Below are 24263 nucleotides of genomic sequence, written 5' to 3' on the forward strand. Positions count from 1 at the left end.
GGCCAGAGCCTATCCATCCGCCGGTGCCGTGCGGCCGGTGGTGCCCGACGCCCCGGCCGCCGTCGCCGCCATCGGCAGGTACACCCGGCCGCCCGCCGCCGCGAACTCCGCGGACTTCTCGGTCATGCCGGCCTCGACGGCCGCCGCGTCGGTCAGCCCGTTGCGTTCCGCGTACTCGCGGACGTCGGCCGAGATCCGCATGGAGCAGAACTTGGGGCCGCACATCGAGCAGAAGTGCGCCGTCTTCGCGGGCTCGGCGGGCAGCGTCTCGTCGTGGTACTCGCGGGCCGTATCCGGGTCCAGGGACAGCGCGAACTGGTCACGCCAGCGGAACTCGAAGCGCGCCTTGGACAGTGCGTCGTCGCGTTCCTGCGCCCGCGGATGCTGCTTGGCGAGGTCGGCGGCGTGCGCGGCGATCTTGTAGGTGATCACCCCGACCTTCACGTCGTCGCGGTTCGGCAGGCCGAGGTGCTCCTTCGGCGTGACGTAGCAGAGCATCGCGGTGCCGGCCTGGGCGATGATCGCGGCGCCGATCGCGGAGGTGATGTGGTCGTATGCGGGCGCGATGTCGGTGGCCAGCGGTCCGAGGGTGTAGAACGGGGCCTCCTCGCACAGCTCCTCCTCGAGCCGGACGTTCTCCACGATCTTGTGCATCGGCACGTGCCCGGGGCCCTCGATCATCACCTGCACGCCATGGGATTTCGCGACCCTGGTGAGCTCGCCCAGGGTGCGCAGCTCGGCGAACTGGGCCTCGTCGTTGGCGTCCGCGATCGAACCGGGACGCAGGCCGTCGCCGAGCGAGAAGGTGACGTCGTACTCGCGCAGGATCGCGCAGAGCTCCTCGAAGTGCGTGTACAGGAACGACTCCCGATGGTGCGCCAGGCACCACGCGGCCATGATCGAGCCGCCGCGCGAGACGATGCCGGTGACCCGCTTCGCGGTGAGCGGGACGTACCGCAGCAGCACCCCGGCGTGCACGGTCATGTAGTCGACGCCCTGCTCGCACTGCTCGATCACGGTGTCGCGGTACACCTCCCACGTCAACGCGGCCGGATCTCCGCCCACCTTCTCGAGGGCCTGGTAGATCGGCACCGTGCCGACGGGCACCGGGGAGTTGCGCAGGATCCACTCCCGGGTCTGGTGGATGTCCTTGCCGGTGGACAGGTCCATGATGTTGTCCGCGCCCCAGCGCGTGGCCCACACCATCTTCTCCACCTCCTCGCCGATGGACGAGGTGACCGCGGAGTTGCCGATGTTCGCATTGATCTTCACCGCGAACCGCTTGCCGATGATCATCGGTTCGGACTCGGGGTGGTTGTGGTTCGCGGGGATGACCGCGCGCCCCGCGGCGACCTCCGCGCGCACCACCTCCGGGTCCACACCCTCACGGGCCGCGCAGAAGTGCATCTCCGCGGTGACGATCCCGGCCCGGGCCCAGGCCAGCTGGGTGCGCGCTGTGTTGGATCCCCGGTCGCGTCGCTCGCCCCCGATGTCGACGGCATCCGGCTTGCGCCACCCGTCGCGGGTCTTCGGGAGCCCCGCCTCGAGGTCGATCACCGCGTCGGCGTCGGTGTACGGGCCAGACGTGTCGTAGAGGTCCAGGTGTTCGCCGTTGGTGAGGTGTACGCGGCGGACCGGCACCGACAGGGTGCCCACGCCGGGGGCGTCGACCTGGCGGTACTGCTTGCTGCTGCCCTCGATGGGGCCGGTGGTGACGGTGCTGGTCGCGACAGCGGTGTCCGCGACAGCGGTCTTCGTGACAGGGGTGATCCCCATGATGGTGCGCTCCCTACGCCGGCATTACCCGGTCAGGTTCATACGGTCGACGGCCCTGACGCTCGAAATGAGCTAGCCGTCCTCTCAGCCCGCTGGTGCGAGCCCCCGTGGGATGTGTAGTTGTCGAGCGCGACGATAGCGCCCGCCGGCCGAACCCACCACCCGGGCCGGGCCCGTCCGGGCCCCGCCGTCCCGCTAACTGGAACTTGTTACAGAAATCGACACTGACGGCCGGGCCGTGCCATATAGTGGCGTACGTCACATTACGGTGACGCGCAGGGTGAAGGAGTATGTCGATGATTGCAGAGGCGCCGACCGCGGAAGTGTCGAACAATGCAGCTCAGAACCGTTTCGAGTTGTGGCTCAACGGCGATCTCGTCGGCATTCTCGGTTACTACGATTTGGACTCGAGGGCGCGCGGGGCGGGACGTGGGGGACGGGGCGGTCCGCCGGTCGTCTCGTTCATGCACACCGTGATCGTCGAGGACTTCGGCCACCGTGGACTGGCCGCGGTGATGGTGCGCAAGGCCCTCGACGCGGCCCGCGGTTACGGCTGGAAGGTCCGCCCGGTGTGCACGTACCTGCAGCGGTTCGTCGTGGACAACCCTCAGTACCGGGACATGCTCGTCCCCGTGTGAGGCATCGCCCGGTCGGTGTCCGGGTTCTGGTGGCCCCAGGTGCCGATTTGGCTACGATTGGGCGAATAGTGGGCCACATCTTCCGGCTGGGCTTGGCTGAGTCACAGAAGCTGATTACATGGTGGTGTGGATCACATCTTCAGGCGGCGACCAGTCCAGGCCGCGACGGTGACCAGGCCCGTCGTTGCACCAGCTGACCCGGCGCTGGCCTGCGTCGAGGACAACCCCTCGCACTCCCGCTACGACCTCTGGGTCGGCGACGAACTGGTGGGGATCCTCGGCTACCGCGCAGCGGACGGCGTCACCGAACTGCCCGCCGGTGTCGGCGGCCTCGGCGACGGCGACGTCATCGCGTTGATGCACACCGTCGTCAAGGAGGACTTCGGCGGCCGTGGCTGGGCGGCCGTCCTGGTGCGCGAGGTGCTCGAGGAGAGCAGGGTCCGCGGAATCCGGGTCCGTCCGGTGTGCACCTACCTGCGGCGCTACCTCGGGGCGCACCCCGAGTACCTGCCCCTCGTCGACGACTGGGACTGACCGCCCGACTAGGCCAGCTCCACCACGACCGGGGCGTGGTCGCTGGCGCCCTTGCCCTTGCGTTCCTCCCGGTCGATGGACGCGCCGGTGACCCGGGCCGCGAGTGCCGGGGAGGCCAGTGCGAAGTCGATCCGCATGCCCTGACGCTTGGGGAAGCGCAACTGCGTGTAGTCCCAGTAGGTGTAGACACCGGGGCCGGGCGTGTGCGGTCGGGTGACCTCGGCGAACCCGATCTCGGTGAACGCGTCGAATGCATCCCGTTCGGGCTGCGAGGTGTGCGTCTTGCCCTCGAACAACGCCGGGTCCCATACGTCCTCGTCGGTCGGCGCGACATTCCAGTCGCCGACGAGTGCGACCTGTGCGTCGGGGTCCTCGGCCAGCCACTTCGCGGCGTCGTCCCGCAGGGTGGCCAGCCAGTCCAGCTTGTAGCGGTAGTGCGGGTCCGCCAGCTCACGGCCGTTCGGCACGTACAGGCTCCACACCCGGACACCGCCGCAGGTGGCGCCGATCGCCCGCGCCTCCACCACCGGGGTCGCGATCTCGAGGCTGTCGGGGACCTCCTTGGCGAAGCCGGGCTGGCCCTCGAAACCGACCTGGACGTCCTCGAGGCCCACCCGGGAGATCAGCGCGACACCGTTCCACTGGCTCAGGCCCACGTGCGCCACCTCGTAGCCGAGGTCGGTGAACCGTTCGGTGGGGAACTGGTCGTCCCGGCACTTGGTCTCCTGGATGGCGAGCACGTCCGTCTCGGTCCGCACCAGCCAGTCCACGATCCGGTCCGTGCGGGCCCGTACCGAGTTCACATTCCACGTCGCCAGTCGCATGAGGTCAGCGTAGTGCGGGGTGCCGACATGCCGGGCGCCCGCCACCGCGTCACGCGGCGGGCGGGTCAGGCGGGCGCGGTGGCGTAGCGGTACCGGTGGTGCTCGACCATCCCCAGCGACTCGTACAGCGCGAGCGCCGGCGCGTTGTCGGCGACCACCTGCACGTAGGTGTGGGTGGCGCCGAGGTCGCGGCCCCAGCGGATCATCTCGGCGCAGATCAGCATGCCGAGCCCGCGTCGACGGTGGTCGGCGGCGACCTCGACGGCGGACAGCCCCACCCAGTGACGGCCGTCGGGGGCCTCGGTGACCGCGGCGCGGGTGACGGCCAGCGCCTCCGCGGGTCCGCCGAGCGAGCCGAAGCCGACCCGGCCCTCGCGGACCGCGCCCAGCACCTCCGCGGCGGACGCGGGCAGCGCATCACCGTGGTAGTGGTACAGCGAGAGCCACCGCTCGTCCGGGGCGTCGTCGACCCGGACCATGGACTCCCCGTCGGGCAGCGTGAGGTTCGCGATGTCCGCGGCCATCACCTGCACCTCGCCGGAGACCTCCCAGCCGGCGGGCGGGGTGGCGAGCCGGTCCGGCAGCAGCAGGGTCAGCGGCTGGCCGCGCTCGGCGTACCAGGCGCGCAGCCGGTCGAGGGTGTCGCCGCTGTGCAGGTCGCCGATCCGGTCGGCCGGGCCCAACGCGGTCGCGGCGTTGGCGCGGCGGGTGAAGCCGTCGCCGTACCGGGCCAGCCAGCCGTTGACCCAGGTCTGCTCGGTGCCGGGCCAGCCGTCGGCGGCCGCGAACTCGAGCGACCGGATCTCCCGGGTGAGCACGGGGCGGGGGCCGACGGTCTTGAGCGCGACCACCTGGTCGGGCGCGACCTGCACCACCCGGCCGTCGGGCGATCGGACCACGACGGCGGGGCTGAGCGAGACCAGCTCGCCGATCATGTCCGTCAGCGGTCGCGGGTAACCGGGCGGCAGCTTGTAACGCAGCACCACCCGGCTGCCCAGGACGGCGTCAGCCTTCATCGTGACCGTCAGTACTCATGTCGTCTTGGGTCAGTACTCGTCGTGACCGAACGGGTCTTCGACCGTGCCCGGTACCCAGCTCAGGCCCGGCTTGCCCCATCCGGAGCGCTTGATGATCTTCTTCGCGGCCCGGGCGTGCCGGCCGATCAGCATGTCCGTGTAGAGGAAACCGTCCAGGTGGCCCACCTCGTGCTGGAGCATCCGGGCGAAGAAGCCGGTGCCCTCGATGACCACGGGGGAGCCGTCGGCCTCGAGGCCGGTGACTCGCGCCCAGTCGGCGCGGCCGGTGGGGAACTGCTCGCCCGGCACCGACAGGCAGCCCTCGTCGTCGTCCTCGGGGTCCGGCATGGTCTCCGGGATCTCGGAGGTCTCGAGCACCGGGTTGATCACGGCGCCGCGGCGACGCTCGCCGTCGGGGCTGGCGTCGTAGTCCGGGCAGTCGTAGACGAACACGCGCAGTCCGACACCCACCTGGTTGGCGGCCAGGCCGACGCCGTTCGCGACGTCCATGGTGTCGTACATGTCGGAGATGAGTTCGGCGACCTCGGACACGGGCTGGGTCACGGGCTTGGTCGGCTCGTGCAGCACCGGGTCACCGACGATCACGATGGGAAGGATTGCCATGCTGACCAGGATAGTGGGACGGTCTGCGGCGACGCGCCCGCACCGGATGCGAGTCCCCGGTCGGGTCTACCGTGGTTCAATATTCTGCGAAAGCACAGCGGTGTAGTTCGTGTGTGATTCGTTGCCCGGTCAGCTGAGGCTGTCGGGCAGCCGGGGTAGTTTGTGGGATCGCTGAGTTTGGGCGAGAGCTCGAAGTGGGGAGTGAGATGGACGGCGCAGTCGCGCGTAGCCGGAATTCCGAGGCCACCGAGCCGCAGGGTGCGGACGACGTCGGCACCGACGGACTCACCCGACGCGATCACGACATTCTGTCCTTCGAACGCCAGTGGTGGAAGTACGCCGGCGCCAAGGAAGAGGCCATCAAGGACCTCTTCGACATGTCGGCGACCCGCTACTACCAGGTGCTCAATGCCCTGGTCGACCGCCCGGAGGCGCTCGCCGCGGACCCCATGTTGGTCAAGCGGTTGCGACGGCTGAGGGCCAGCCGGCAGAAGGCCCGGGCTGCCCGCCGCCTCGGATTCGACATCACCTAGATGCCGGCGATCGCGCGATGGCAACTAAGGTCGGTGACGTGAGCACCCCGAATCCCGAGCCGTCGGGCCCGCCGCTTCGCGCCCTCGCGATGGTGCTGATCGCCCTCGCGATCGCCTTCGCGGGCATCGGCGCAATGGCCCTGTCCGGGTCCGACTCGGATTCGCAGGCCCCCACCATCGTGCCGAGCGTGGCCCCGGTCAAGGGCTCGGCCAACTCCCCTGCCGCATCCGCGCGCCCCACCACGCCGCCAACGGCCACCACCTCGGCGGCCGTCACCACGACCAGCCTCCCGACCTCCGCCGCGGCGCTCGACCGGTCCGCGATCCCCGTGCGTGTGTTCAACAACAGCATCGTCAGCGGGCTGGCCGCGGAGACCGCGAGCACGCTCGAGTCCGAGGGCTGGACGGTGTCCGAGACCGGCAACTACGCCGACGGCACGATCGCCAAGACCACCGTCTACTACCGCCCCGGTTCCGCCAGCGAGAAGCAGGCCGCGACGGAGATCGCGGCGGAGATCGGCGCCACCGCCGAGCCGCGCTTCGCGGGCATCGAGTCGTCCTCACCCGGCGTCATCGTGATCGTCACCTCCAAGTAGCGGTCACCGTCTCGTACGTCGTACACCTGGTCGGCCGGTCCATCCCGGCTGGCTATGATCAGTTCACTTCCAGCCCACCTGAAGGAGCGGTTTGATGGCCATGCTTACCCGACGCGACACGCAGACTCGCGGCCGCAAGTCCTGGCGCGTCGTTGCCCCGATGGTCGCGTTGGCGGCCGTTGGCCTCACCGCGTGCAGCAACGGCGAATTCCCCAGTGACGTTCCCGGCACCACGCCGCCGGTGTGGACCGGCATGCCGGCCCCCGCGGGCGCCCCCGGTTCGGGCGGCCACGCGGGTGAGGGTGCCGAGCCCGCCGACCAGGTCCGCACCAGCCTGCGCAACGCCGACGGCACCAACGTCGGTTCCGTCGTGTTCGCGTCGGCCGACGACCACGTCACGGTCACCGTTCTCGGGTCCGGGCTGACCCCCGGCTTCCACGGCCTGCATGTCCACTCGGTGGGCAAGTGCGAGACCAACTCGGTGGCGCCGACCGGCGGCGCACCGGGCGACTTCCTGTCCGCCGGCGGCCACTTCCAGGCGGCGGGGCACACCGGCCACCCGCAGAGCGGTGACCTGACGTCCCTGTACGTGCGCGAGGACGGCACCGCCGACCTGGTCACCTCCACCGACGCCTTCACCATCGAGGACCTGCGCAACAACGGCGCAGGCACCGCCATCGTCGTGCACGCGGGTGCGGACAACTTCGGCAACGTGCCGACCCGGTACGGCCTGCCCGAGGGCGCGAAGGTGCCGGACCAGGCGACGCTGGACACCGGCGACGCGGGCGCCCGCGAGGCCTGCGGCGTCATCAAGTAGCCACCCGACCGCAAGTCGCCTCCGACGACGGCCGTCCGCCTTCGTCGACAACACCCGACGCCGCACCGGAATGACGCTGGCCACATGCCAGTTCCCGGTCGCGGCGTCGGTGTGTTTGCTGTGATTGGATCAACACCGTGGCAGTCCACTTCGCCGGTTCCGCCCGGCCGACACTCGGTGTCGAATGGGAGATCGCGCTGGTCGACCGGGCCACGCGCGATCTGTCGAACACCGCGCCGCAGGTCTTCGAGGCGATGCAGTCGATCGACGGCTTCGACCCGGCTCGACTGCACAAGGAATTCCTCCGCAACACCGTCGAGCTGGTGACCGGGGTGTGCGACACCGTCGGCGAGGCGATCGCTGACCTCGACGAGACCATGGTCCTGCTGCGCCGCGCGTCCGCCCCGTTGGGCGTCGAGCTGCTCTGCGCCGGCACCCACCCGTTCGCGCAGTGGAGCTCCCAGCAGGTGACCCGCGCCCCGCACTACGACGAGATGATCGAACGCACCCAGTGGTGGGGTCGGCAGATGCTGATCTGGGGTGTCCACGTGCACGTCGGGGTGTCCTCGGCGGAGCGGGTGTTTCCGATCATCAACGCGCTGCTGGTGAAGTACCCGCACCTGCTGGCGTTGTCGGCGTCGTCGCCGATGTGGGCGGGGGTGGACACCGGATACGCCAGCAACCGGGCACTGATGTTCCAGCAGCTGCCCACCGCCGGGCTGCCGTTCCAGTTCGAGAACTGGTCGCAGTTCGAGGGATTCGTGCACGACCAGCTCAAGACCGGTGTCATCGAGCGGCTCGGGGGACTGCACTGGGACATCCGGCCCGCGCCGCAGTGGGGCACCATCGAGGTGCGGGTGTGCGACGGCGTCTCCACCCGCACCGAGCTCAGCGCGATCGTCGCGCTGATCCACTGCCTGGTGGTGTACTTCGACCGCTGTCTCGACGACGGCGTGGAGTTGCCCGGGATGCCGCCGTGGCACGTGCAGGAGAACAAGTGGCGCGCCGCCCGTTACGGGCTCGACGCGGAGATCATCCTCGACGCGGACAGCAACGAGCGGCTCGTCACCGACGACCTGGACGACCTGCTCGAGCAGTTGGCGCCGGTCGCCCGTGACCTCGGCTGCGCCGACGAGCTGGCCCGGGTCGCGGACATCCCGCGGCGCGGCGCCTCGTACCAGCGGCAGCGTGCGGTGGCCGCCGGGGCGGGCGGAGACCTGACCGCGGTGGTGGACTCCCTGGTGGCCGAACTAGGTCGTTAAGTCGCTGTTCATGCACCGTTTACTATGTACGAGTGCTGAGCAGTCCCACGCCCGTGTCGATCCCCGGGCGAAGCTGGACGCGGGCGCGTCTACTGGTCACGATCGGCGCGGCGGCGCTCGCCCTGGTGCTGGTGGCGCTGCAGGTGCTGGCCGCGCGGCACGGGTTCGAGGGGCCGCTCGCGAGCCTGGCCCGGGACTTCGCCGGGACGCCCAAGTCGATGTCGGTGCCGTGGGCCGGGTTCGCGCTCGCGCTGGTCGGCCTGACGGGCCGGCAGCGACTGCTCGCGGTGGGCGCGGCGGTGGGACTGGACGCTGTCTTCGCGGCCGGTCGGCTGCTCACCGGCGGCCCCGCGGCCGTCGGCAACGGCCCGACCTGGGTGCTCGTCGGGATCGCGGTGGTCGCCGCCGTCCGCTGGACCGGTTCGCAGCGCGCCGACGCGCTGCGGGGCGCGGCGCTGGGCGCGCTGCTGATCCTCGCCACCAAGTTCGGCGACGTCTGGCTCCAGATCACAGTGCTGACCCGGCCGCGGGTCCTCGACCAGTACCTGGAGCTGGCCGACCGCGCGTTCGGCAGCCCGTCCTGGGTGATGGGCCGGGTGGTCGAGGCGTCGGGTGACCTCGGCTACGGGGTGTTGCACTGGGTGTACATCGAACTGCCGGTCGCGGCGATCGTCGTCGCGCTGTACCAGCTCCGAAACGGCTGGCCCGCCCACTACCTGGTGCGGACGTTCCTGGTCATCGGGCTGATCGGGCCCCTGTTCTACCTGGTCTTCCCGGTGGTCGGGCCGGACTTCGCGTTCGGAACCGCCGGCGCGGGCGCCCAGCTCGGTGACTACTGGCCGCACACGCTGCCCACCTTCACCGACCCGGCGACGTTCGCCTTCGACGCCCCGGCGCCGCGCAACTGCATGCCGAGCCTGCACACCGCGTGGGCACTCGCGATCTTCGTGCACTCGCGGGGTGGCCCGCGCTGGCTGCGCTGGGGCGGCACGTTCTGGTTGGTGTGCACGCTCGCCGCGACCCTCGGCTTCGGCTACCACTACGCGGTGGACCTGCTGGCCGGCGTGGTGCTGTGCCTGACCATCGAGGCGGCGCTGCGCGATCCCGAACGGGGCTGGGGGCGATTCCGGGTCCGTCTGGTGGTCGGCGGCGCGGCGGTGTTCGTGGCGCTGCTGGCGTCGTACCGCTACCTGGCGGTCCCGATCGCGCAGTTCCCGGAGCTCTCCGTGCCGCTCTTGCTGGGCGCGACGGGTGCGGTGGTGCTGGCGTTCTATGCGACCTTCTTCGCGGCATCGGGGACGGCGCTCGCGCGGTGGGGCGGACGCGTCGACGCCGCGTGTGGCCGGGGGACACGAGAGCCTCACGCCGGAACCCGACACCGAGACCGTGGGCGTTCGGCCGTGACCGGACACTCGTAACGCCCGGCGGCCTCCGCGAGCAACCACGGAGGACCCGCCGAGCGCGCCGAACTGGCGAGTCAGGGACGGGGAGCGGGGTGGCCCGCTCGGATCCGGCTGACCTCGGATCGTGCGAATTCGACCCGCCCGGTGTCGTCCCCGTGGGAGTCTGCCAGCGCGTCGGCAAGGTCGCCGGCGGCCTCGAGAACGTGCTCGGACCGGGTGCGGTCGGCCCGGCTGCCGGCGGCCTTGAGGAAGGCCCTACGGGTCTTCCTGTCTCCGCACAGTGCGGTGAGTTCGTCCTCGGTGATGATTCCGTCCGCGGCCTCGGGGGCCAGGATCTCGTGCAGGAACTGGCGTTCGCGCGGAACCGTCATCCCGAACACCCGGACCACGATGGCGAGGGCGACGGCGACGAGAAGGACCCACATGGGGAGGAGCAGCATGTTGTTGCCGCGGACGAGGGCGCCGGTGGAGTCCCACAGCCCGTGCAACAGCATGGCCGTTGCCATCAGCGCGATGCCGCGTCCCGCGCGTCGTGGCTCGGCAGGGCGGCCGACGAGATAGACGAGTCCGGCGCAGAAGATCGCGCTGTAGAGAATGTGCGCGGCCACGCCGAAGCCCATGCGGAGCCAGACGGTGGTCATTGCCGCACCGATCTGGTTGGCACCGAACTGCGAGGCGGCCGAGTTCAGGGCGTAGAGCACGTCCTCGAAGATCTGGAAGCCCAGTCCGATGAAGGCGCCGAGGACGAATCCGTCGAACGCGGTGCGGACCAGGCGCGAGGCCAGCGCGATGAGCAGGAGCAGTCCGATGCCCTTGGCGGTCTCCTCGGTGAACGGTGCCGTCAGCCCTGCTCCCCAGTCCGCCGCCCAGGCCTGACCGAACACCTTGGCGTAGAGGGCGAGGATCGCATCGTTGGCATTGGCGGCCATCGCCCAGGTCGCGGCCAGACCTCCCCACAGGAACGCCGCCACGATCAGTTTGACGGGTTGGCGTGCGTACCGGTCGATGTGGTGGGTGAACCACCAGAAGATCGCGCCGTACACCGTGAACAGGGCCACCGACACCGCGATGGCCTGGCCGTAGGCACCGGCGGAGGAGGACAGCATCGAGACGAACTGGAACGCGCCGATGCCCACGAGCGCCAGGTACACCCAGAAGGCGGCGCTGCGGGGTTGGTAGAACGTGAACGACCGCCCCCATCCGGATTCCTCGATCGCCGAGGCACGGGCCGCGGCGAGGTCGCCGGTCGACGCGGCGGTGGACGTGGTCATCACGAGCCCTCTCCGGTTCGGTGGTCGATGCTCACGATCATGCGGGCGATGTCCTCGGTGATCCCTTGGTCGACGTCCGCCGGTCCGGTGGCGAGCACCTCGACGCCGGCCCCGTCGTAGACGAAGGCGGCAATCACACCGTCGGTGGTCGAGTTCGACAGCCGGGTCATCACGCCGCGGTCACCGCTGTGGGTGGTGATGTCGACGGGGTCGCCGGTCACCCGCATCGACCTGTCATTGGCCAGGGCGTCGGACGTCTCCTTGATCTGCTCGAGCAGGGCGCGCGCGTCACCGGCGAAGGGCGCGGTGCGCACGGTGAAGGAGGCGCCGCCGCTGGTGACCGTCGCGCTGGACGGGAACGACCCGGTCACCGGGGTGTCTGTCGCACGGACGCCGGCGGTGATGTCCCAGCCGACGGCGGGCACGAAGGTGATGGCGCCGCCCAGTTCCATGACGTCGCCCGCCACGACTTCGTCGTCGTACGAGACCGAACTGTTGATCGCCGGGAGAATCACACTCATCACGATCGCGACGGCGAGCACGATCGCGGCCGGGACGAAGGTGGCGCGATCGAGTCCGAACCATCGCCGATCCACCGGAACCCAGCGGTCGTCCGGTTCGTATCGCGGGGTGTGATCCACCCGCTCGTGAACGCCGGTCGTGGACATCGTTGCCCTCGCTCTCGTTTCGGACGCGGTCAAAGCATCTGAGCGCAACGAGTTCCGATCGAGCATTGTCAAGACAGTGCAACGCGTGGAACCCGAATCTCGGGAGTGGTCCGTATCGTGCGCAAAACTATCAAACTGGGCGATTCGCCCTTTGTCAGACGGCTCAGTCGAACAACCCGAGCCGGCCCGCGGTCCGGAGGATCTCCTCGCGGGAGTGCCCGCCGAGCTTCTGGTACAGCGAGCGCTGCTGGCTCTTGACGGTGTTGGCGGAGACGAACAGCTTCGTGGCGATCTCCCGGGTCGACAGGCCCAGCGCCAGCTCGGTGAGCACCAGCTTCTCGCGCTCGGTGAGCTGGACCAGGTGCACGGACTCCGGGTAGGGGTTCCCGACGGTCGAGCCCCTCAGCGCCTCGACTGCGGCCGACGCGGTGGTGGTCGTCGCCTCGAGGGTCTCCACGAGCGTGCGCGGGATCGTCGCCAGCGGCCACACCAGCCCGGTGCGGTCGGCCTCGCCGCGGGCATGGGCCCAGGCGTTCGCCGCCGCGCCGGCGTTGCCCAGCACCTGGTGCGCGGCGGCCTCGACGACCAGGGCCTCGAGATGGGCGTGCGGATGCGGGTGACCGAACCAGTCGCACCGGTGACACAGCGCCAGCGCCTGGCCGGGCTCGCCCGCGAGCAGGTGCGCGCGAGCCGCCGCGACCAGCGTCCACGGCTGCTCGGGCCCCGTGCCCGAGGCCAGCGCCAGGGCCTGGTTACCCTCGCCCAGCGCGAGTCGCAGGCTGACCTCGACGGCCGTCAGCAGCGGCAGTGCCGCCGAGGACGGGCCGAAGGTCGTCGGGTGTGCGGTGACCGCCCGGCGCAGCAGCGAGAGCCCGTCGAACGGGCGCCGAGTCGCGAGCGCGTAGCGGCTGTGGGCATAGGTGACGAACGCCCACAGCTCCTCGTTGTCGGAGGCCTCGCCCAGCTCGTCGAGGGCGCGCCGAGCGGTGTCGAGGTCGAGCCGGTCCAGTGCCGTCAGCGCCCGGGCCACCAGCGCGGGAACCCTGACCAGGAGTTCGAGCCAGCCGGCGGACCGCGGCTGCGCCGCCTCGTCGGCCAGCCACCCGTCCGCGCGCCGCGGATCCCCGAGCAGCGCCCAGTTCAGCGCGGAACTGCCCGCCGCGTTGCGGGCGACAAAGTAGGTGCCCTGCGCGAGGGCGCCGCGGTGTGCGAGCCGTAGGTCGACGGTGGACTCGGCGAACTCGCCGGCCAGCTGGTGGCTGATGCCCCACTGCAGCCGCATCACCGGAAGCTGCCTGCGCACCTTCTCGGGACGGGCGTCGAGGGTGGCGCGGCTGAGTACGTCCAGCTGCCGAGCCAGGTCGGCGGACTCCCGGAACCTTCCACCCACCCGCAGCATGAGGGACTGGACAGATCCGACGTCGAGCAGCTCACCGGCATTCGGTTCGGCGCCGAGCCGGCGCAGCGCGTCGACGTCGGTGGGCAGGGTGCTGGCCGTGCTGGTGGTCTGCGTGCCGAGCAGGGTGAACAGCTCCCGGCCGGCGCGGATGGAGGGATATGCGTCGAGCAGGTCCAGCGGGATGTCCCGCAGCGTCGAGCGGATCATGACGATGTGGTCGCCGATGAGGTCGACCCAGTGTTCGTCGAGGATCTCGATCACCAGCGCCCAGTCCGCTGCGTCCGCGGCGTACCGCAGCCCGCTCGCGGGGTCGTCGCTGTCGAGGTGGTGGAGCGCGAGCCTCGACAGGCGATCGGCCGGCCGCATCCCGGCCCGTCCCTGGGCGACCAGCAGCGCGTCGCGGACCGCGGGGGCGAATTCCCAGGCCTCGTCGACCGTGGCATCGGAGCGGACCACCACGCCGGCGGCCTCGAGATCGACGAGGCGGCGGCGGGCCTCCGTCGCCTCGACCCGTTCTGTGTCGGCGCCGAGCACGGCCGCGATCTCGGGGGTGATCACCCGGGCCGKCGCGMCGGCCACGGCGAAGTCCCGGTGTTCGGTGATCTCGGGGTTGTCGAGCACCCGGGTGCGGGTGTAGTCCGCGATGGCGCGGTCGAGGGCATTGGCGAGCAGTCGGCCGCGGGCGGGGGTGGAGGGCACCGCCTTGAGCACCAACGCCGCGATCCTCACGAGGTCCGGCAGCCCGCCGGTCCGGTCGTGGACATACGCCGGCTCGCCCGGCGCCGCCGCGGCCCCGGCGAACTCGAAGAACTCGGCGCTCTCTTCGACCGTGTACAGCAGGTCGCGGGCGGAGATCAGCTCGTAGGTCGGTTCCATCGCGGCCGGGTCGACGAAGTGGGTGCGCCCGCAGAGCGTGGCGACGACGTTGACGTGCGGGCACCGGTCGACGAGGCGGCGGACGTCCGCCTCGAACCGGTCCTCGTCGACAGGGTCGAGGCGGTCGTCTCCGACGAGGTCGATCCGGTTGAGGACGAGAACGACCGAGGTCTCGGTGTGTGCCAGCGACTCCCGGACCGCGTCGGGCGGGTCTTCGGGTCGCCCGTCCGGCGTTCCGCAGCCTGCCGCGTGGACTCGTTCGAGCACCGCCCGCCAGTACGCGTCGGCGCCGACGCGTCCGACGGGGGCCGGTACCCACACGACGAGCCGAGCCGCCGCCCGGCCCGACTGCAGCCAGGTCGCGACCAGGTCGGACTTGCCGAATCCGCGCGGCGCGCGCAGGACGGTGACGGGTGACTCGCGATCGAGCCGGGCCAGCAGCCGGGGTCGCGGCGCCACGGCCGGTGCGCGCCGCTGCCGGCCGGGTTGCCGCGGGTTCCGGGGTTCAGACACGCGGGCGCTCCATCATGTGGACAAGCGACATGCGTGGACAAGCCTCTTTCGATCGCTGCTCGATCTCAGGGTGGGTGCGGCGCCGCTGGTCGGCCGTCGTCAGGGCGCAGTTACCGACAATCTGTCATCTCGGGCGGGGAAAGCCCACAGACGAGGACGGGTTTTCACCCGACGGTTCACCCGTTTCCGGGTGTAACGCCGGTTCGAACCGGCGTCGCGGTCCGGGAAACTACTCGCGTGCCCTGGCGCAGGCGGCTCGTCAGCGCCCTGCTGTGGACCGCTGGAACTCGGTGTCGGCCCGGCGCAACACGGCATTGCATGCGTTGCAGGTGTACCGGGGTTGGAGCAGATGCTCGCCCGCGCTGTGCACGATGGTCAGGCCGGACCGTCCGTCCGTCGACAGGTGCCTCGCCGCCCACGCGTTGAGCGCGGCGAACACGGGAAAGAAGTCGAGGCTCTTGGGCGTGGTGCGGTACTCCTGCCGTCGTGCGCCGTCCACGATCGGCGTGCGCACCAACATCCCGTTGTCGACGAAGTAGGCGAGGCGGTCGGTCAGGGTGACCGGCGAGATGGTTACGAGCCGGTCCTGGAAGTCGCCGAACCGGCGGTTGCCCTCCAACGCGGCCGCGAGCAGGAAGGTCGACCAGCGATCGGCGAGCACGCTGGTGGAGTCCATCCCCGCCGCGTCACCCTTCGCCGTGCGTCGGGACCGGCGGTCGGCGACGTCGACGAGAAGGGGCGCGTCGACCTCGGTTCGGACGTCCCGGGCGGTCACCCCGATCGCCTGGCACCCACCGCAGCCGAACACCGGGGTGATGAGGTGCCCGCACGTCAGGTGACGGAGGTGGGCGGCCGGCCGGTCGGGTGCGCGCGGTGCCCAGTGGCGGTCCCAACTCCACAACGCGACGAGGGCCGGCCACAGATCGGCGCCGAGCCCGGTGAGGCGGTACTCGTTGCGCGGCGGCGCGGTCGAGTACGGGTGTGCGTCGAGGATCTTGTCGTCGATCAGCCGACTCAGGCGATGCGAGAGGACGGCGTCCGAGATCCCCAGCTCCTCACGCAGTTGCGCAAAACGCTCGGCGCCGTCGAAGACGGCCCGCATGATCTGCAGATTCCATCTGTCGCCCGCGATGAGCAGGGCGCGCCCCAGCGCGGACGATGCCGGACGGGCCGGTGGCTCCGCGGCTCGGGGCTGGACTGTGGACATGCCGTCCATCATCGCAAACGGGCTGTGACAGGGAACCGAAGTGGTGCGACCCGCATCGCGTCCTCCGTCACTTCTTATTAAGAAGTGATGTCGACAAATTGCCCTCCACGGCTGCCGGAGACGGCTGTCAGAAGTGGCGTTTGCCTGTTGTACTGCTGGGTTATTCATCGATTGATGGTGGAGAATCCAGTGACTATGAATCTTGAAGTAATGGCAGGGCGTGGCTAGCCTGAGGTGCGACAAACCAGGAGGAAAAGATGACAAACCCCGTGTACGTGCTCGGAGGAGCCCAGACCGACTTCGCCAGGAACTGGTCGAAGGAGGGGCTGGGCCTGGTCGACATGTTTGCCGAGGCCGTGCCGGCCGCGCTGGTCGACGCGCGAGTCGACGACCACGAGGTCGGTGTCATCCACGTGAGCAACCTCGCCGGAGAGCTCTTCGCCGGCCAGGCGCAGCTCGGCGGCATGGTGGTCGCGGCCGTGCCGGGCCTCGACGGCCTGCCGAGCACCCGGCACGAGGCGGCCTGTGCCTCGGGCAGCACGGCGGTCCTCGCCGCGTGCGCGGACATCGAGTCGGGCCGGTACGACGTGGCACTGGTGGTCGGGGTCGAGCTGATGCGCAATGTGCCCGCGCAGACGGCCGCCGAGTACCTGGGCACCGCGGCGTGGGCGGGGCGGGAGGCGCTGGGCGTGAAGTATCCGTGGCCCGCGCTCTTCGCCGACATCGCGCAGGAGTACGCGCGGCGCTACGGCCTCGACCATGCACATCTCGGCCGTTTCGCCGAGATCGCGTTCGAGAACGGATCCCGCAATGGTCTTGCGCAGACCCGGGACTGGGACTTCCCTGCGGGATCCTTCGACGAGAACGAGGAGGTGAACCCCATCGTGGAGGGGATGCTCCGCAAGACCGACTGCGGGCGTATCACCGACGGCGCCGCCGCCGTGGTGCTGGCCGGGCCGAAGTTTGCGCAGGCGTGGGCGCAGCGGACGGGAGCCGACCTGGACCAGGAGGCCACGATCGCCGGATTCGGCCACCGCACGGCGACTCTGCTGCTCGCGGACAAGCTCGCCCAGAGTGACGACCGCGACTACCTCTTCCCGCACCTGCGCGGAGCCGTCGAGGACGCCTACCTGCGCGCGGGGATCGCGGGGGCCGCCGACGTGGACGTCGCCGAGATCCACGACTGCTTCACCATCAACGGGCTGGTCACGCTCGAGCACATCGGACTGGCCGACCCGGGCAAGGGCGGCGAGGTGGTGATGGACGGCACGATCGAACGCGGCGGACGGCTGCCGGTGAACCCCAGCGGTGGGCTGATGTCGCACGGGCACCCGGTGGGCGCCACCGGCGTCCGCATGGTGCTCGACTCGGCTCGACAGGTCACCGGCCGGGCGGGAGACCATCAGGTCGACAACGCCCGGCGCGCCCTCACCGTCAACATCGGTGGATCGTTCACCACCGCGGTGTCCACGGTGGTCGTCAGAGGTACCCGGTGACCGGCGTCTGCGCCGCCCGGGTGCCAGGACCATCGGCACCCGTACAGACTCCAGAATGACGAAAGTCTCCCCGGGGGGGGGGGGGGGTGATCGGCGCGCACCCAGGTGGCGTGGAAGCCGGAGGGAACCCGGCGCGGCAGCAACACCCGCGCGATCGGTCCCGCCGCGACGTCCTCGGCATCGAAGATGTTGATCTCGCCCCGGTCCTCGGCCTCGTCGTTGACGAAGCACACCAGGTAACCGTCGGTCTCGCCCGTCGATCCGTCGCGCGGTGCGAAGGGTGCCTCCGAACCCCAACGCCCGGAACCGAACTTGTGCTCTTCCTTGGTGCCCGTCTGCGAGTCGAACCGCACGAGCCCGTCGAAGAGCAGCGTCGGCTCGTTACCGAGGCTCATGCTGTACGAGTACCGGTGCGAGCGGCCCATCACCCGCGAATCCACGCTGGGGAACTCGATGTTGGCATTGTCGAGTTCGGTCTCGATGGTGGCGCCGGTGCGCAGGTTGAAGCGGTACCGGTAGAGCTGTGCGTCGAGTCGCATGTACGCGAGCATGTTCGACAGGGGCGAGGCGAAAGTCGTCTGGTGCTGAGGGTTCTTCACCCGGCACACGTCCATGATGATCTCGTCGCCCTCCTCCCACGAATTGACGACGTGGTAGATGTAGCAGGGCTTCACCTCGAACCAGCGCACGTCACTGCCATTTCCGTGACGGGGAATGACGGCGAATCGAGCGGGAAGTTCCTGATCGTAGAAGATCCGGTACTTGCCGGCCCGGCGCGCATCGTGATCCTGAACCAGCGGCAGGTCCATGAGGATCGAGTAGTTGGCGGTGATCCCGATGTCGTGCGGAAGTCGCGGACCCGGCAGATCGATCTGCGTGAGGTGCGTCTGACGACCGTCGGCGCCGATGATGCCGTAACGCAGGAAGTCCTGGTCGGGCCCGTAGTCGAACCAGATCAATTCGCCGGTGGCCTCGTCGACCTTGGGGTGGGCCATCATGTCGCCGGCAAAGGTTCCCAGGAAGTCCTGTGCACCAAGTGTTTCCAGGGAAAGCGGGTCCACGGCGTAGGGGGTTCCGCAGAGGTACCACGTCGCCAGGACCTGGCCGCGGTGGTAGATGACGTCGGTGTTGGCGGAATCCTTGATCCCGAGGCCGTGTCCGTTGCCCCACGGATTGTCCTTCGGGTTCTCCATGAGACCGGTCCACAGGGCACGGCCCGCCTCGGACTCGTCCTGGAAGGCCTTGGTCTGGACGTACCGATTGCGGTACCGCACCTTCCCGTTCTCGAAGTGTGCGGCATGGATCATGCCGTCGCCGTCGAACATGTGATAGCGGCCCGGTGCCTCGAACTGGCGGTTCGGGCCGTTGCGGAGGTACACACCGTTGAGGTCCTTCGGGATCTCACCGATGACGGTGAGATCGTCGAGGGTGAGTTCGTCGTGGACCGGCGCGAACACCCCGAGGGTGTACGGATTGTCGTCGGTGGCGTCGACCGGGCGAGCGACGGCGATGGGGTCGCCGTTCACGCGGGGCTGGGTGGAAGTCATGCCTACTCCGCTTCAGTGGTGGTGAGGGTTGGTTGAGAGGACGAATGCTGTTGCGGTGCCGAGGGGTAGAGCACCATCTGGGTACACCGGAAGAGCGTGATCGCCCTCCCGTCGCCGTCCCGGACGGTGGCGTCCCACACCTGGCTGCGCCGCCCACCGTGGACGAGCGTCGCCGCCACGGTGACTGTCCCGGACCTCGCGGTGCCGAGATAGTTGGTCTTGAGTTCGAGTGTCGTGAATCCGGAAGCCTCGGCGGGCAGTGCCAACCGCGCGCCGACACCGCACACCGTGTCCGCCAAGGCCACGACTGTGGCCGCGTGCAGGTACCCGTTCGGCGCCAGCAACTCCTCGCGAACGGTCAGTTCACCGGTGACCGCCGCTGCCGACGCCTCGAGGATGCGCATTCCGACCAGGCCGGGGAGCCGCCCCTCGAGCATCGCGGTCATCTCGTCGGCGATGCTCCCGCCGGACCCGGTCGGCGTCTCGCGCGGCCGGCCGACCGGCGTCCCGTGGGCATCTGGTGATCCCATGGTCAGCCGACCTTCACGACCTCGCCGCGAATGTCGCGACGCTGCAGCTTTCCGACCGGGTTCCGGGAAAGCTGCTCGACCGTGACGAGCCGCTCCGGCAGCTTGAACGACGCGAGGTCCTTGGCCCGCAGGAATTCGACCAGATCCTCGAGCGTGATGTCGGACCCGTCCTTGGGAACCACCACCGCACAGCACTTCTCGCCGAGGACGTCATCGGGGTACCCGACGATGGCCACATCGGCGACGGCGGGGTGGTCGATGAGAATCCCCTCGATCTCGGCCGGAGCGATGTTCATCCCGCCGCGGATGATGATCTCCTTGCTCCGGTCGACGAACTTGAGGTACTCGCCGTTGTCTCCGCACAGCTCGAATATGTCTCCGCTGCAGAGGTATCCGTCCTCGTCGAACGGGCTCGATGCCGCGGTTCCCTCCAGGTAGCCGGCGAAGATCGTCGGCCCCTTCAGTCGGAGCTCGCCGCGTCCGCCGACCGCGGTCACCTCCTTGCCCGTCGCCAGGTCCACCAGGCGCACCGAGGTTCGCTCGGCCACGTCGGTGGCCCACGACCTGTCCGGTGCGCCGTAGTTCGGCAGGTACTCTGCGCGGATCAGCGGGTCGGGCGTGTCCGACGGGGCGCCGAGCATGCACACCCCCTCGTTCGAGCCGAAGAAGTTGAGCACCTCGACACCGAGCGAGTACTGCCAGTCGCGCACCACGCCGGGGGGCAGCGGGGCGCCGCCCGAACCCACCCGGCGGAGCGCGGACATGTCGTATGCGGTCCGAAGGTCCTCTCGCTGCAACAGCATGGTGAGAATCGCGGGCGGCATGCTGGTGTGGGTGACGTGGTAGCGCTGGAGCTGATCGAGATAGACGGCGAGGTCCAGCGGGTGGTGGTGGACCACGTGACCGCCGCCGAGCAGCCACGGCAGCAGCGAGGTCGCGAACCCGGCCATGTTGACCATCGGGAACGGGTTGAGCATGACGGACGCCTCGTCCGTCTCCAGTCCGTCCTGAACCGCCTGCCCGACCGCGATCCAGTCACCGTGACACCGGGGTACGCCCTTGGGCGCCGCCTCCGTGCCGCTGGTCCAGCAGATCGTGATGCAGTCGTTCACCGACCGGGGCAGCGCCGCGTAGGCGCGGCGCACGGCATCGACCGATTCGTCGGTGGCGGGGGCCGCGTCCAGCGGCCGGCCACGGTTCGACGAGGGCGGGCCGAAGGTGAACACGGTGCGCAGGGAGGGCAACTCGCCGATCAGACCGAGCGCCTCCTCGGACGGCGTCCGGTCACCGAAGCTGTTGACGGTGACAACCGCTACGGCCGCAGAGGATTCGACGATCCGGGTCAGTTCGAATCGTCGGTACGAGGCCGGCATCGGGGCCGCGATCGCGCCGAGGCGCCACAGGGCGAAGTAGGTCGCGGTCAGGGCGACGGAGTTGGGCATCAGCACCGCCACGACATCGCCGGGACCGATTCCCGACTCGTGCAGCTTCGCGGCCAGGTCGTCGACGCGTGCGTCCAACTCCTGCCAGGTCAGTGTCTCCGGCTCGATCCCGCACAGCGCGGGCAGGTTCGTCGGATCGGTCACCGCGGGGGCGGTGCCGCGGCTCCGGACCTGGCCGTCGAGGAGGTCCAACACGGTCAGCGGCGACCACCAGTGGTGTTCGAGGTAGTCGTCGACACGGCTGTCGGGATGGCACGGGCGTAGGCGGTTGGCGGCGTGGCCTGCCGAGATGGCGTTCATGGCGTCCTTTCGTGCAGTGGTCTGGGGGCGGTGGGTCAGCGGAGTCGGCGGACGACGACGGCGGCACCGAGCCCGAGCGCCGCCGGGATGGTCACCAGGGCGTACTCGCCGTCGACGCGGGAGAGCTGGTCCAGGGCGTTGACGAGGAGTGCCCCACCGCCTGCGCCCAGCGGGTGGCCGGTGGCGAGCGATCCGCCGAGTGGGTTGACCTTGTTCGGATCGAGCCCGAGCTCCCGGGTCATCACCAGGACGGACGCGGCGAAGGATTCGTTCGCCTCGATCACGTCGAGCTGTCCCGCGGTGATCCCCGCGTTCGCGAGGGCCCGCCTGGAGGCGACGACGGATGCCGTCAGCAGTGGCGAGCGCACGGCGGCCTGGGCGACGCCCACCACCTCCGCGATCGGTTCGCGGCCGATCCGGTCGCGCGCGGCGGAGGACCCGAAGACCGCCATCGCCGCACCGTCCGCCATCTGCGGGGCGGTGGCGGCGGTGTGCAGCCCGCCATCCGGGCGCCGGACGGCGGGCAGACGCATCGCCACCCTGCTCCACGACGGATCCTCCCCGAAGAGGGTGGCGAGTTCGGCGAGTGACTCGAGACTGATGTCCGGTCGGGGTCCCTCGTCCGACTCGAGGATCGTGGTGGCGCCCGAGCGGACCGGAATCACGGACCGGGACGCCGGGGCCGCGGCGGCACGCTGGTGAGAGGTCACCGCGTAGGCGTCGAGATCCGTTCGTGTCAAACCGTATTCGGCTGCGGTGAGGTCGGCGGAGACCCCGATGGTCACGTAGCCCGTGCGGTCGCCGAGCTCCTCGTCGGAGACGAAGGCCGGCCTGTCCGAGAGCATCGGTACCCGCGACATCGACTCGACGCCGCCGGCGACGACGACATCGGCGATGCCGGAGGCCACCTTGGCCGAGGCGGACTCGATCGCGTCGAGCCCCGAGCAGCACAGTCGGGAGACCACCCCGGCGCCGACCTGGTCCGGCCAGCCCGCCCAGAGCACGCCGGCGCGGGCGACGTTGCCGCCCTGTTCGCCGGCGGCCGTGCTGGTGCCGACGATGACATCGTCGACCGTGTCGGCGGGGAGACCGCGTTCCTGCAGGGCGGACAGCAGCTGGGCGAGGAGTTCGTGTGCGGGTACGTCGGCGAACGTGCCGCCCTGACGCCGGACCCGGGCCTTCGGCGTGCGGACCGCGTCGTAGATGTAGACGCCGGATGTGAACTGGGACATGGTCACTCCCCCTCGACCTGGCGGCGGTCCTGGACGATGCGGAATCGCCCGGCGATGAAGGACTCGTCGGTGAGGGTCGCGTTGCCCGCCGGGTTGAGGCCGGTGACGTGGTAGTCGCTGTAGGCGGCCGCGAACTGCATGGGCATCGAGGACACCAGGTTCGCCGAGAGGGACGCCCCGGCATCGGCGTACGCGTCGGCCACCTCGTCGACGACGGCGTCGTCGGTGCAGTAGAGGTACGAGCTGATCGCGCCGTGACTGCGGACGCTCGCGGTCGCGTGCTCCACCGCGGACGCGGTGTCGGCGACGTCGACGAGGAAGGCGACCGGACCGAACTGTTCGCCGTCGGGAAGCGTCTGTCCCCGACGCGGGTCGACCCGGATGACCAGCGGGGTCATCGACCGGGCCTGGGGATAGTCCGGATGGGCGTACGGCACCGGCCTGCGCAGCAGGGTCCCGCTCGCCTCGGCCGCGTCGGCCAGCGCGGTGATGGAGTGCAGCGTCGCGTCGGACTGCAGCGCGCCGCAGACTGCCCCGGCGCGGCGAGGCGCGCCGGCGAGGTCGTCGATCGCCGTCAGGAGGGCAGCGATGACGTCGTCTCGTGCGATCACGCCGTCGTCCGTGCGCACGCCCGCGTCGGGGATGTAGATGTTCTGGGGTGTGGTGCACATCTGGCCGCTGAAGAGCGAGAGACCGCCGGCGAGCGTGCGCACGGCCGCCGACAGGTCGGACACGGAGTCGAGGACGACGGTGTTGACGCCCGCGGTCTCGGTGAACACCAGGGTGTTCGGGACGTTCCGTTCCAGCCACGACCCGAACGTGGGGCTGCCGGTGAAGTCGACGATCCGCACCTCGGGGCTGGTGGCCAGCTGCCCCGCGACGGGGGCGTCCGCGGTGTCGACGACGAGCTGAACGGCGTCGGCCGGCAGCTGCGCCTCGGTGAGGACCTCGCGGATCACGCCCACCGCGAGTGCGGTTGCGAGGACCGATCGGGGGTGCGGCTTGACGAGGACCGGATTGCCCGTCGCGAGGTTCGCGAGGATCGCCGGGTAGGCGTTCCAGGCGGGGAAGGAGGCGCAGGCGACGACGAGTGCGGTACCGAGCGGGCGGACGCGGAATCGCTTCCGCAGGGTCACGTCCGACTTGCCGAATCGCTGCTGCCATGTCACGTTTCCGGGGACCCGGGCCATGGCCGACCAGGCCATCGCCACTGCCTCCAGGCCGCGGTCGAGCGCGTTGGTCCCGCTGCCGCTGCAGGCCATGTTGAGGCTCTGTCCGGTGGTGTGCGAGGTGACGGCCGCGAACTCCTGGCCGCGTTGGTGAATCCGGTGCAGTGCCTCGAGGCACACGCCGACCCGACGCTCGACGCCGGCGTCGCGGAGGGCGGTGGCGGCCGCGGCCGCCCCCACCAGCGACTCGTCCACCGACGGCGCGCTGTAGCTGACGTTGAGCGCCTTCCCGGTGTACGGCGAGACCTCGTCGGCGGTGATCACCGAGTCGGTGGGAGACGAAAGCGTCAGGGTGGCACCGTCGTAGGCGCCTACGAGGACGTCGGACTGCGCGGAGTCCGGCGGTGAGATGGGCGCGTACCCGGTCCACGCGACGCGGGTGCGGTTGGCCTCTGCCGCGGCCTGCAGCAGTTCGAGGTGGGTTTCGAAGAACATGGGCGCTCGTTCCTGTGTCAACAGATTTGTGGCGAGATCAGTCAGTCATCGGGGTGGGGCGTTCGGTGGACGTGGGGTGCGTCTGCTTTGACCGA

At 70.0% G+C, this 24263-nt stretch carries 21 protein-coding genes; 8 read left to right on the plus strand and 13 right to left on the minus strand.

The window, feature by feature from the left end; genetic code table 11:
* Nucleotides 1-9 precede the first annotated feature (9 nt).
* The gene (gene thiC / locus AC1DWC_RS02850) at nt 10-1776 is read right to left on the minus strand and encodes a phosphomethylpyrimidine synthase ThiC (RefSeq protein ID WP_477905966.1); all 1767 of its coding nucleotides are present in this window, start codon (nt 1774-1776) and stop codon (nt 10-12) included.
* A gap of 296 nt (nt 1777-2072) precedes the next feature.
* Here thiC and AC1DWC_RS02855 point away from each other — a divergent pair, with 296 nt between their 5' ends.
* Both AC1DWC_RS02855 and AC1DWC_RS02860 read left to right on the plus strand, forming a co-directional pair.
* Nucleotides 2073-2414, plus strand: coding sequence for a GNAT family N-acetyltransferase (locus tag AC1DWC_RS02855; protein WP_072846226.1), 342 nt, complete (start codon nt 2073-2075; stop codon nt 2412-2414).
* Between the two features lie 168 nt (nt 2415-2582).
* Nucleotides 2583-2948 carry a GNAT family N-acetyltransferase gene (locus AC1DWC_RS02860; RefSeq protein ID WP_083577467.1) on the plus strand — a complete coding sequence of 122 codons (366 nt, stop codon included), beginning with the start codon at nt 2583-2585 and terminating at the stop codon, nt 2946-2948.
* Nucleotides 2949-2956: 8 nt separating this feature from the next.
* On the opposite strand, the gene AC1DWC_RS02865 is transcribed toward AC1DWC_RS02860, so the two are convergent.
* From AC1DWC_RS02865 to AC1DWC_RS02875, 3 genes are all read right to left on the minus strand, one after another.
* Nucleotides 2957-3772, minus strand: coding sequence for an exodeoxyribonuclease III (locus AC1DWC_RS02865; protein ID WP_477905970.1), 816 nt, complete (start codon nt 3770-3772; stop codon nt 2957-2959).
* Between the two features lie 65 nt (nt 3773-3837).
* The gene (locus tag AC1DWC_RS02870) at nt 3838-4788 is read right to left on the minus strand and encodes an N-acetylglutamate synthase, CG3035 family (protein ID WP_477905972.1); all 951 of its coding nucleotides are present in this window, start codon (nt 4786-4788) and stop codon (nt 3838-3840) included.
* A gap of 30 nt (nt 4789-4818) precedes the next feature.
* Nucleotides 4819-5412: a peptide deformylase gene (locus AC1DWC_RS02875; protein WP_072846197.1), complete on the minus strand. Its 594-nt coding sequence runs from the start codon at nt 5410-5412 to the stop codon at nt 4819-4821.
* A 206-nt stretch (nt 5413-5618) separates the two neighbouring features.
* On the opposite strand from AC1DWC_RS02875, the gene AC1DWC_RS02880 reads away from it, so the two are divergent.
* The 5 genes from AC1DWC_RS02880 (at nt 5619) to AC1DWC_RS02900 (ending at nt 10038) form a co-directional block, all read left to right on the plus strand.
* The gene (locus AC1DWC_RS02880) at nt 5619-5945 is read left to right on the plus strand and encodes a DUF3263 domain-containing protein (protein WP_477905974.1); all 327 of its coding nucleotides are present in this window, start codon (nt 5619-5621) and stop codon (nt 5943-5945) included.
* Between the two features lie 38 nt (nt 5946-5983).
* The gene (locus tag AC1DWC_RS02885) at nt 5984-6541 is read left to right on the plus strand and encodes a LytR C-terminal domain-containing protein (protein ID WP_477905975.1); all 558 of its coding nucleotides are present in this window, start codon (nt 5984-5986) and stop codon (nt 6539-6541) included.
* A 94-nt stretch (nt 6542-6635) separates the two neighbouring features.
* Nucleotides 6636-7358 (plus strand): superoxide dismutase[Cu-Zn], encoded by a 723-nt coding sequence (gene sodC / locus AC1DWC_RS02890; protein WP_477905977.1) that lies wholly within the window; start codon nt 6636-6638, stop codon nt 7356-7358.
* A gap of 137 nt (nt 7359-7495) precedes the next feature.
* Entirely contained in the window at nt 7496-8620 is a 1125-nt protein-coding gene (locus tag AC1DWC_RS02895; RefSeq protein WP_072846200.1) for a glutamate--cysteine ligase, read from the plus strand.
* A gap of 92 nt (nt 8621-8712) precedes the next feature.
* Nucleotides 8713-10038: a DUF5933 domain-containing protein gene (locus AC1DWC_RS02900; RefSeq protein ID WP_477906026.1), complete on the plus strand. Its 1326-nt coding sequence runs from the start codon at nt 8713-8715 to the stop codon at nt 10036-10038.
* A 59-nt stretch (nt 10039-10097) separates the two neighbouring features.
* Here AC1DWC_RS02900 and AC1DWC_RS02905 read toward each other — a convergent pair whose 3' ends face one another.
* The 4 genes from AC1DWC_RS02905 to AC1DWC_RS02920 form a co-directional block, all read right to left on the minus strand.
* On the minus strand, nt 10098-11294 hold the full coding sequence (locus tag AC1DWC_RS02905) for a PrsW family intramembrane metalloprotease (protein WP_477905979.1): 1197 nt from the start codon (nt 11292-11294) through the stop codon (nt 10098-10100).
* Nucleotides 11294-11962, minus strand: a complete 669-nt coding sequence (locus AC1DWC_RS02910) for a hypothetical protein (RefSeq protein WP_477905981.1) — start codon at nt 11960-11962, stop codon at nt 11294-11296. The genes AC1DWC_RS02905 and AC1DWC_RS02910 overlap by 1 nt, the downstream gene beginning before the upstream one ends.
* A gap of 163 nt (nt 11963-12125) precedes the next feature.
* Complete coding sequence (locus tag AC1DWC_RS02915; protein WP_477905983.1) at nt 12126-14750, minus strand: helix-turn-helix transcriptional regulator; 2625 nt, start codon at nt 14748-14750, stop codon at nt 12126-12128.
* Nucleotides 14751-15009: 259 nt separating this feature from the next.
* Complete coding sequence (locus AC1DWC_RS02920) at nt 15010-15957, minus strand: winged helix-turn-helix transcriptional regulator (protein WP_477905985.1); 948 nt, start codon at nt 15955-15957, stop codon at nt 15010-15012.
* A gap of 257 nt (nt 15958-16214) precedes the next feature.
* Here AC1DWC_RS02920 and AC1DWC_RS02925 point away from each other — a divergent pair, with 257 nt between their 5' ends.
* Entirely contained in the window at nt 16215-17453 is a 1239-nt protein-coding gene (locus AC1DWC_RS02925) for an acetyl-CoA acetyltransferase (protein WP_477905987.1), read from the plus strand.
* Here AC1DWC_RS02925 and AC1DWC_RS02930 read toward each other — a convergent pair.
* From AC1DWC_RS02930 to AC1DWC_RS02950, 5 genes are read right to left on the minus strand one after another with little or no spacing between them, the layout of a single operon-like run.
* Nucleotides 17360-19000, minus strand: coding sequence for a carotenoid oxygenase family protein (locus AC1DWC_RS02930; RefSeq protein WP_477905988.1), 1641 nt, complete (start codon nt 18998-19000; stop codon nt 17360-17362). The genes AC1DWC_RS02925 and AC1DWC_RS02930 overlap by 94 nt on opposite strands.
* Before the next feature lie 2 nt (nt 19001-19002).
* The gene (locus AC1DWC_RS02935; RefSeq protein ID WP_477905990.1) at nt 19003-19530 is read right to left on the minus strand and encodes a PaaI family thioesterase; all 528 of its coding nucleotides are present in this window, start codon (nt 19528-19530) and stop codon (nt 19003-19005) included.
* 2 nt (nt 19531-19532) lie between these two features.
* A complete protein-coding gene (locus tag AC1DWC_RS02940) occupies nt 19533-21272 on the minus strand; it encodes a class I adenylate-forming enzyme family protein (RefSeq protein ID WP_477905992.1) in 1740 nt (579 codons plus the stop codon).
* 35 nt (nt 21273-21307) lie between these two features.
* Entirely contained in the window at nt 21308-22504 is a 1197-nt protein-coding gene (locus tag AC1DWC_RS02945; protein WP_477905994.1) for a thiolase family protein, read from the minus strand.
* 2 nt (nt 22505-22506) lie between these two features.
* On the minus strand, nt 22507-24168 hold the full coding sequence (locus AC1DWC_RS02950; RefSeq protein ID WP_477905996.1) for an aldehyde dehydrogenase family protein: 1662 nt from the start codon (nt 24166-24168) through the stop codon (nt 22507-22509).
* Between the last annotated feature and the right edge of the window lie 95 nt (nt 24169-24263).

The sequence above is a fragment of the Rhodococcus sp. P4_C10 genome (assembly GCF_056402135.1).

Bases quoted from the DNA above. Each gene is read 5' to 3' on its own strand.
- AC1DWC_RS02905 (WP_477905979.1), bottom strand. From the start codon at position 11,294: ATGACCACGTCCACCGCCGCGTCGACCGGCGACCTCGCCGCGGCCCGT.
- AC1DWC_RS02950 (WP_477905996.1), bottom strand. From the start codon at position 24,168: ATGTTCTTCGAAACCCACCTCGAACTGCTGCAGGCCGCGGCAGAGGCC.
- AC1DWC_RS02935 (WP_477905990.1), bottom strand. From the start codon at position 19,530: ATGGGATCACCAGATGCCCACGGGACGCCGGTCGGCCGGCCGCGCGAG.
- AC1DWC_RS02875 (WP_072846197.1), bottom strand. From the start codon at position 5,412: ATGGCAATCCTTCCCATCGTGATCGTCGGTGACCCGGTGCTGCACGAG.
- thiC (WP_477905966.1), bottom strand. From the start codon at position 1,776: ATGGGGATCACCCCTGTCACGAAGACCGCTGTCGCGGACACCGCTGTC.
- AC1DWC_RS02925 (WP_477905987.1), top strand. From the start codon at position 16,215: ATGACAAACCCCGTGTACGTGCTCGGAGGAGCCCAGACCGACTTCGCC.
- AC1DWC_RS02870 (WP_477905972.1), bottom strand. From the start codon at position 4,788: ATGAAGGCTGACGCCGTCCTGGGCAGCCGGGTGGTGCTGCGTTACAAG.
- AC1DWC_RS02865 (WP_477905970.1), bottom strand. From the start codon at position 3,772: ATGCGACTGGCGACGTGGAATGTGAACTCGGTACGGGCCCGCACGGAC.
- AC1DWC_RS02920 (WP_477905985.1), bottom strand. From the start codon at position 15,957: ATGTCCACAGTCCAGCCCCGAGCCGCGGAGCCACCGGCCCGTCCGGCA.
- AC1DWC_RS02945 (WP_477905994.1), bottom strand. From the start codon at position 22,504: ATGTCCCAGTTCACATCCGGCGTCTACATCTACGACGCGGTCCGCACG.
- AC1DWC_RS02855 (WP_072846226.1), top strand. From the start codon at position 2,073: ATGATTGCAGAGGCGCCGACCGCGGAAGTGTCGAACAATGCAGCTCAG.
- AC1DWC_RS02910 (WP_477905981.1), bottom strand. From the start codon at position 11,962: ATGTCCACGACCGGCGTTCACGAGCGGGTGGATCACACCCCGCGATAC.
- sodC (WP_477905977.1), top strand. From the start codon at position 6,636: ATGGCCATGCTTACCCGACGCGACACGCAGACTCGCGGCCGCAAGTCC.
- AC1DWC_RS02880 (WP_477905974.1), top strand. From the start codon at position 5,619: ATGGACGGCGCAGTCGCGCGTAGCCGGAATTCCGAGGCCACCGAGCCG.
- AC1DWC_RS02930 (WP_477905988.1), bottom strand. From the start codon at position 19,000: ATGACTTCCACCCAGCCCCGCGTGAACGGCGACCCCATCGCCGTCGCT.
- AC1DWC_RS02940 (WP_477905992.1), bottom strand. From the start codon at position 21,272: ATGAACGCCATCTCGGCAGGCCACGCCGCCAACCGCCTACGCCCGTGC.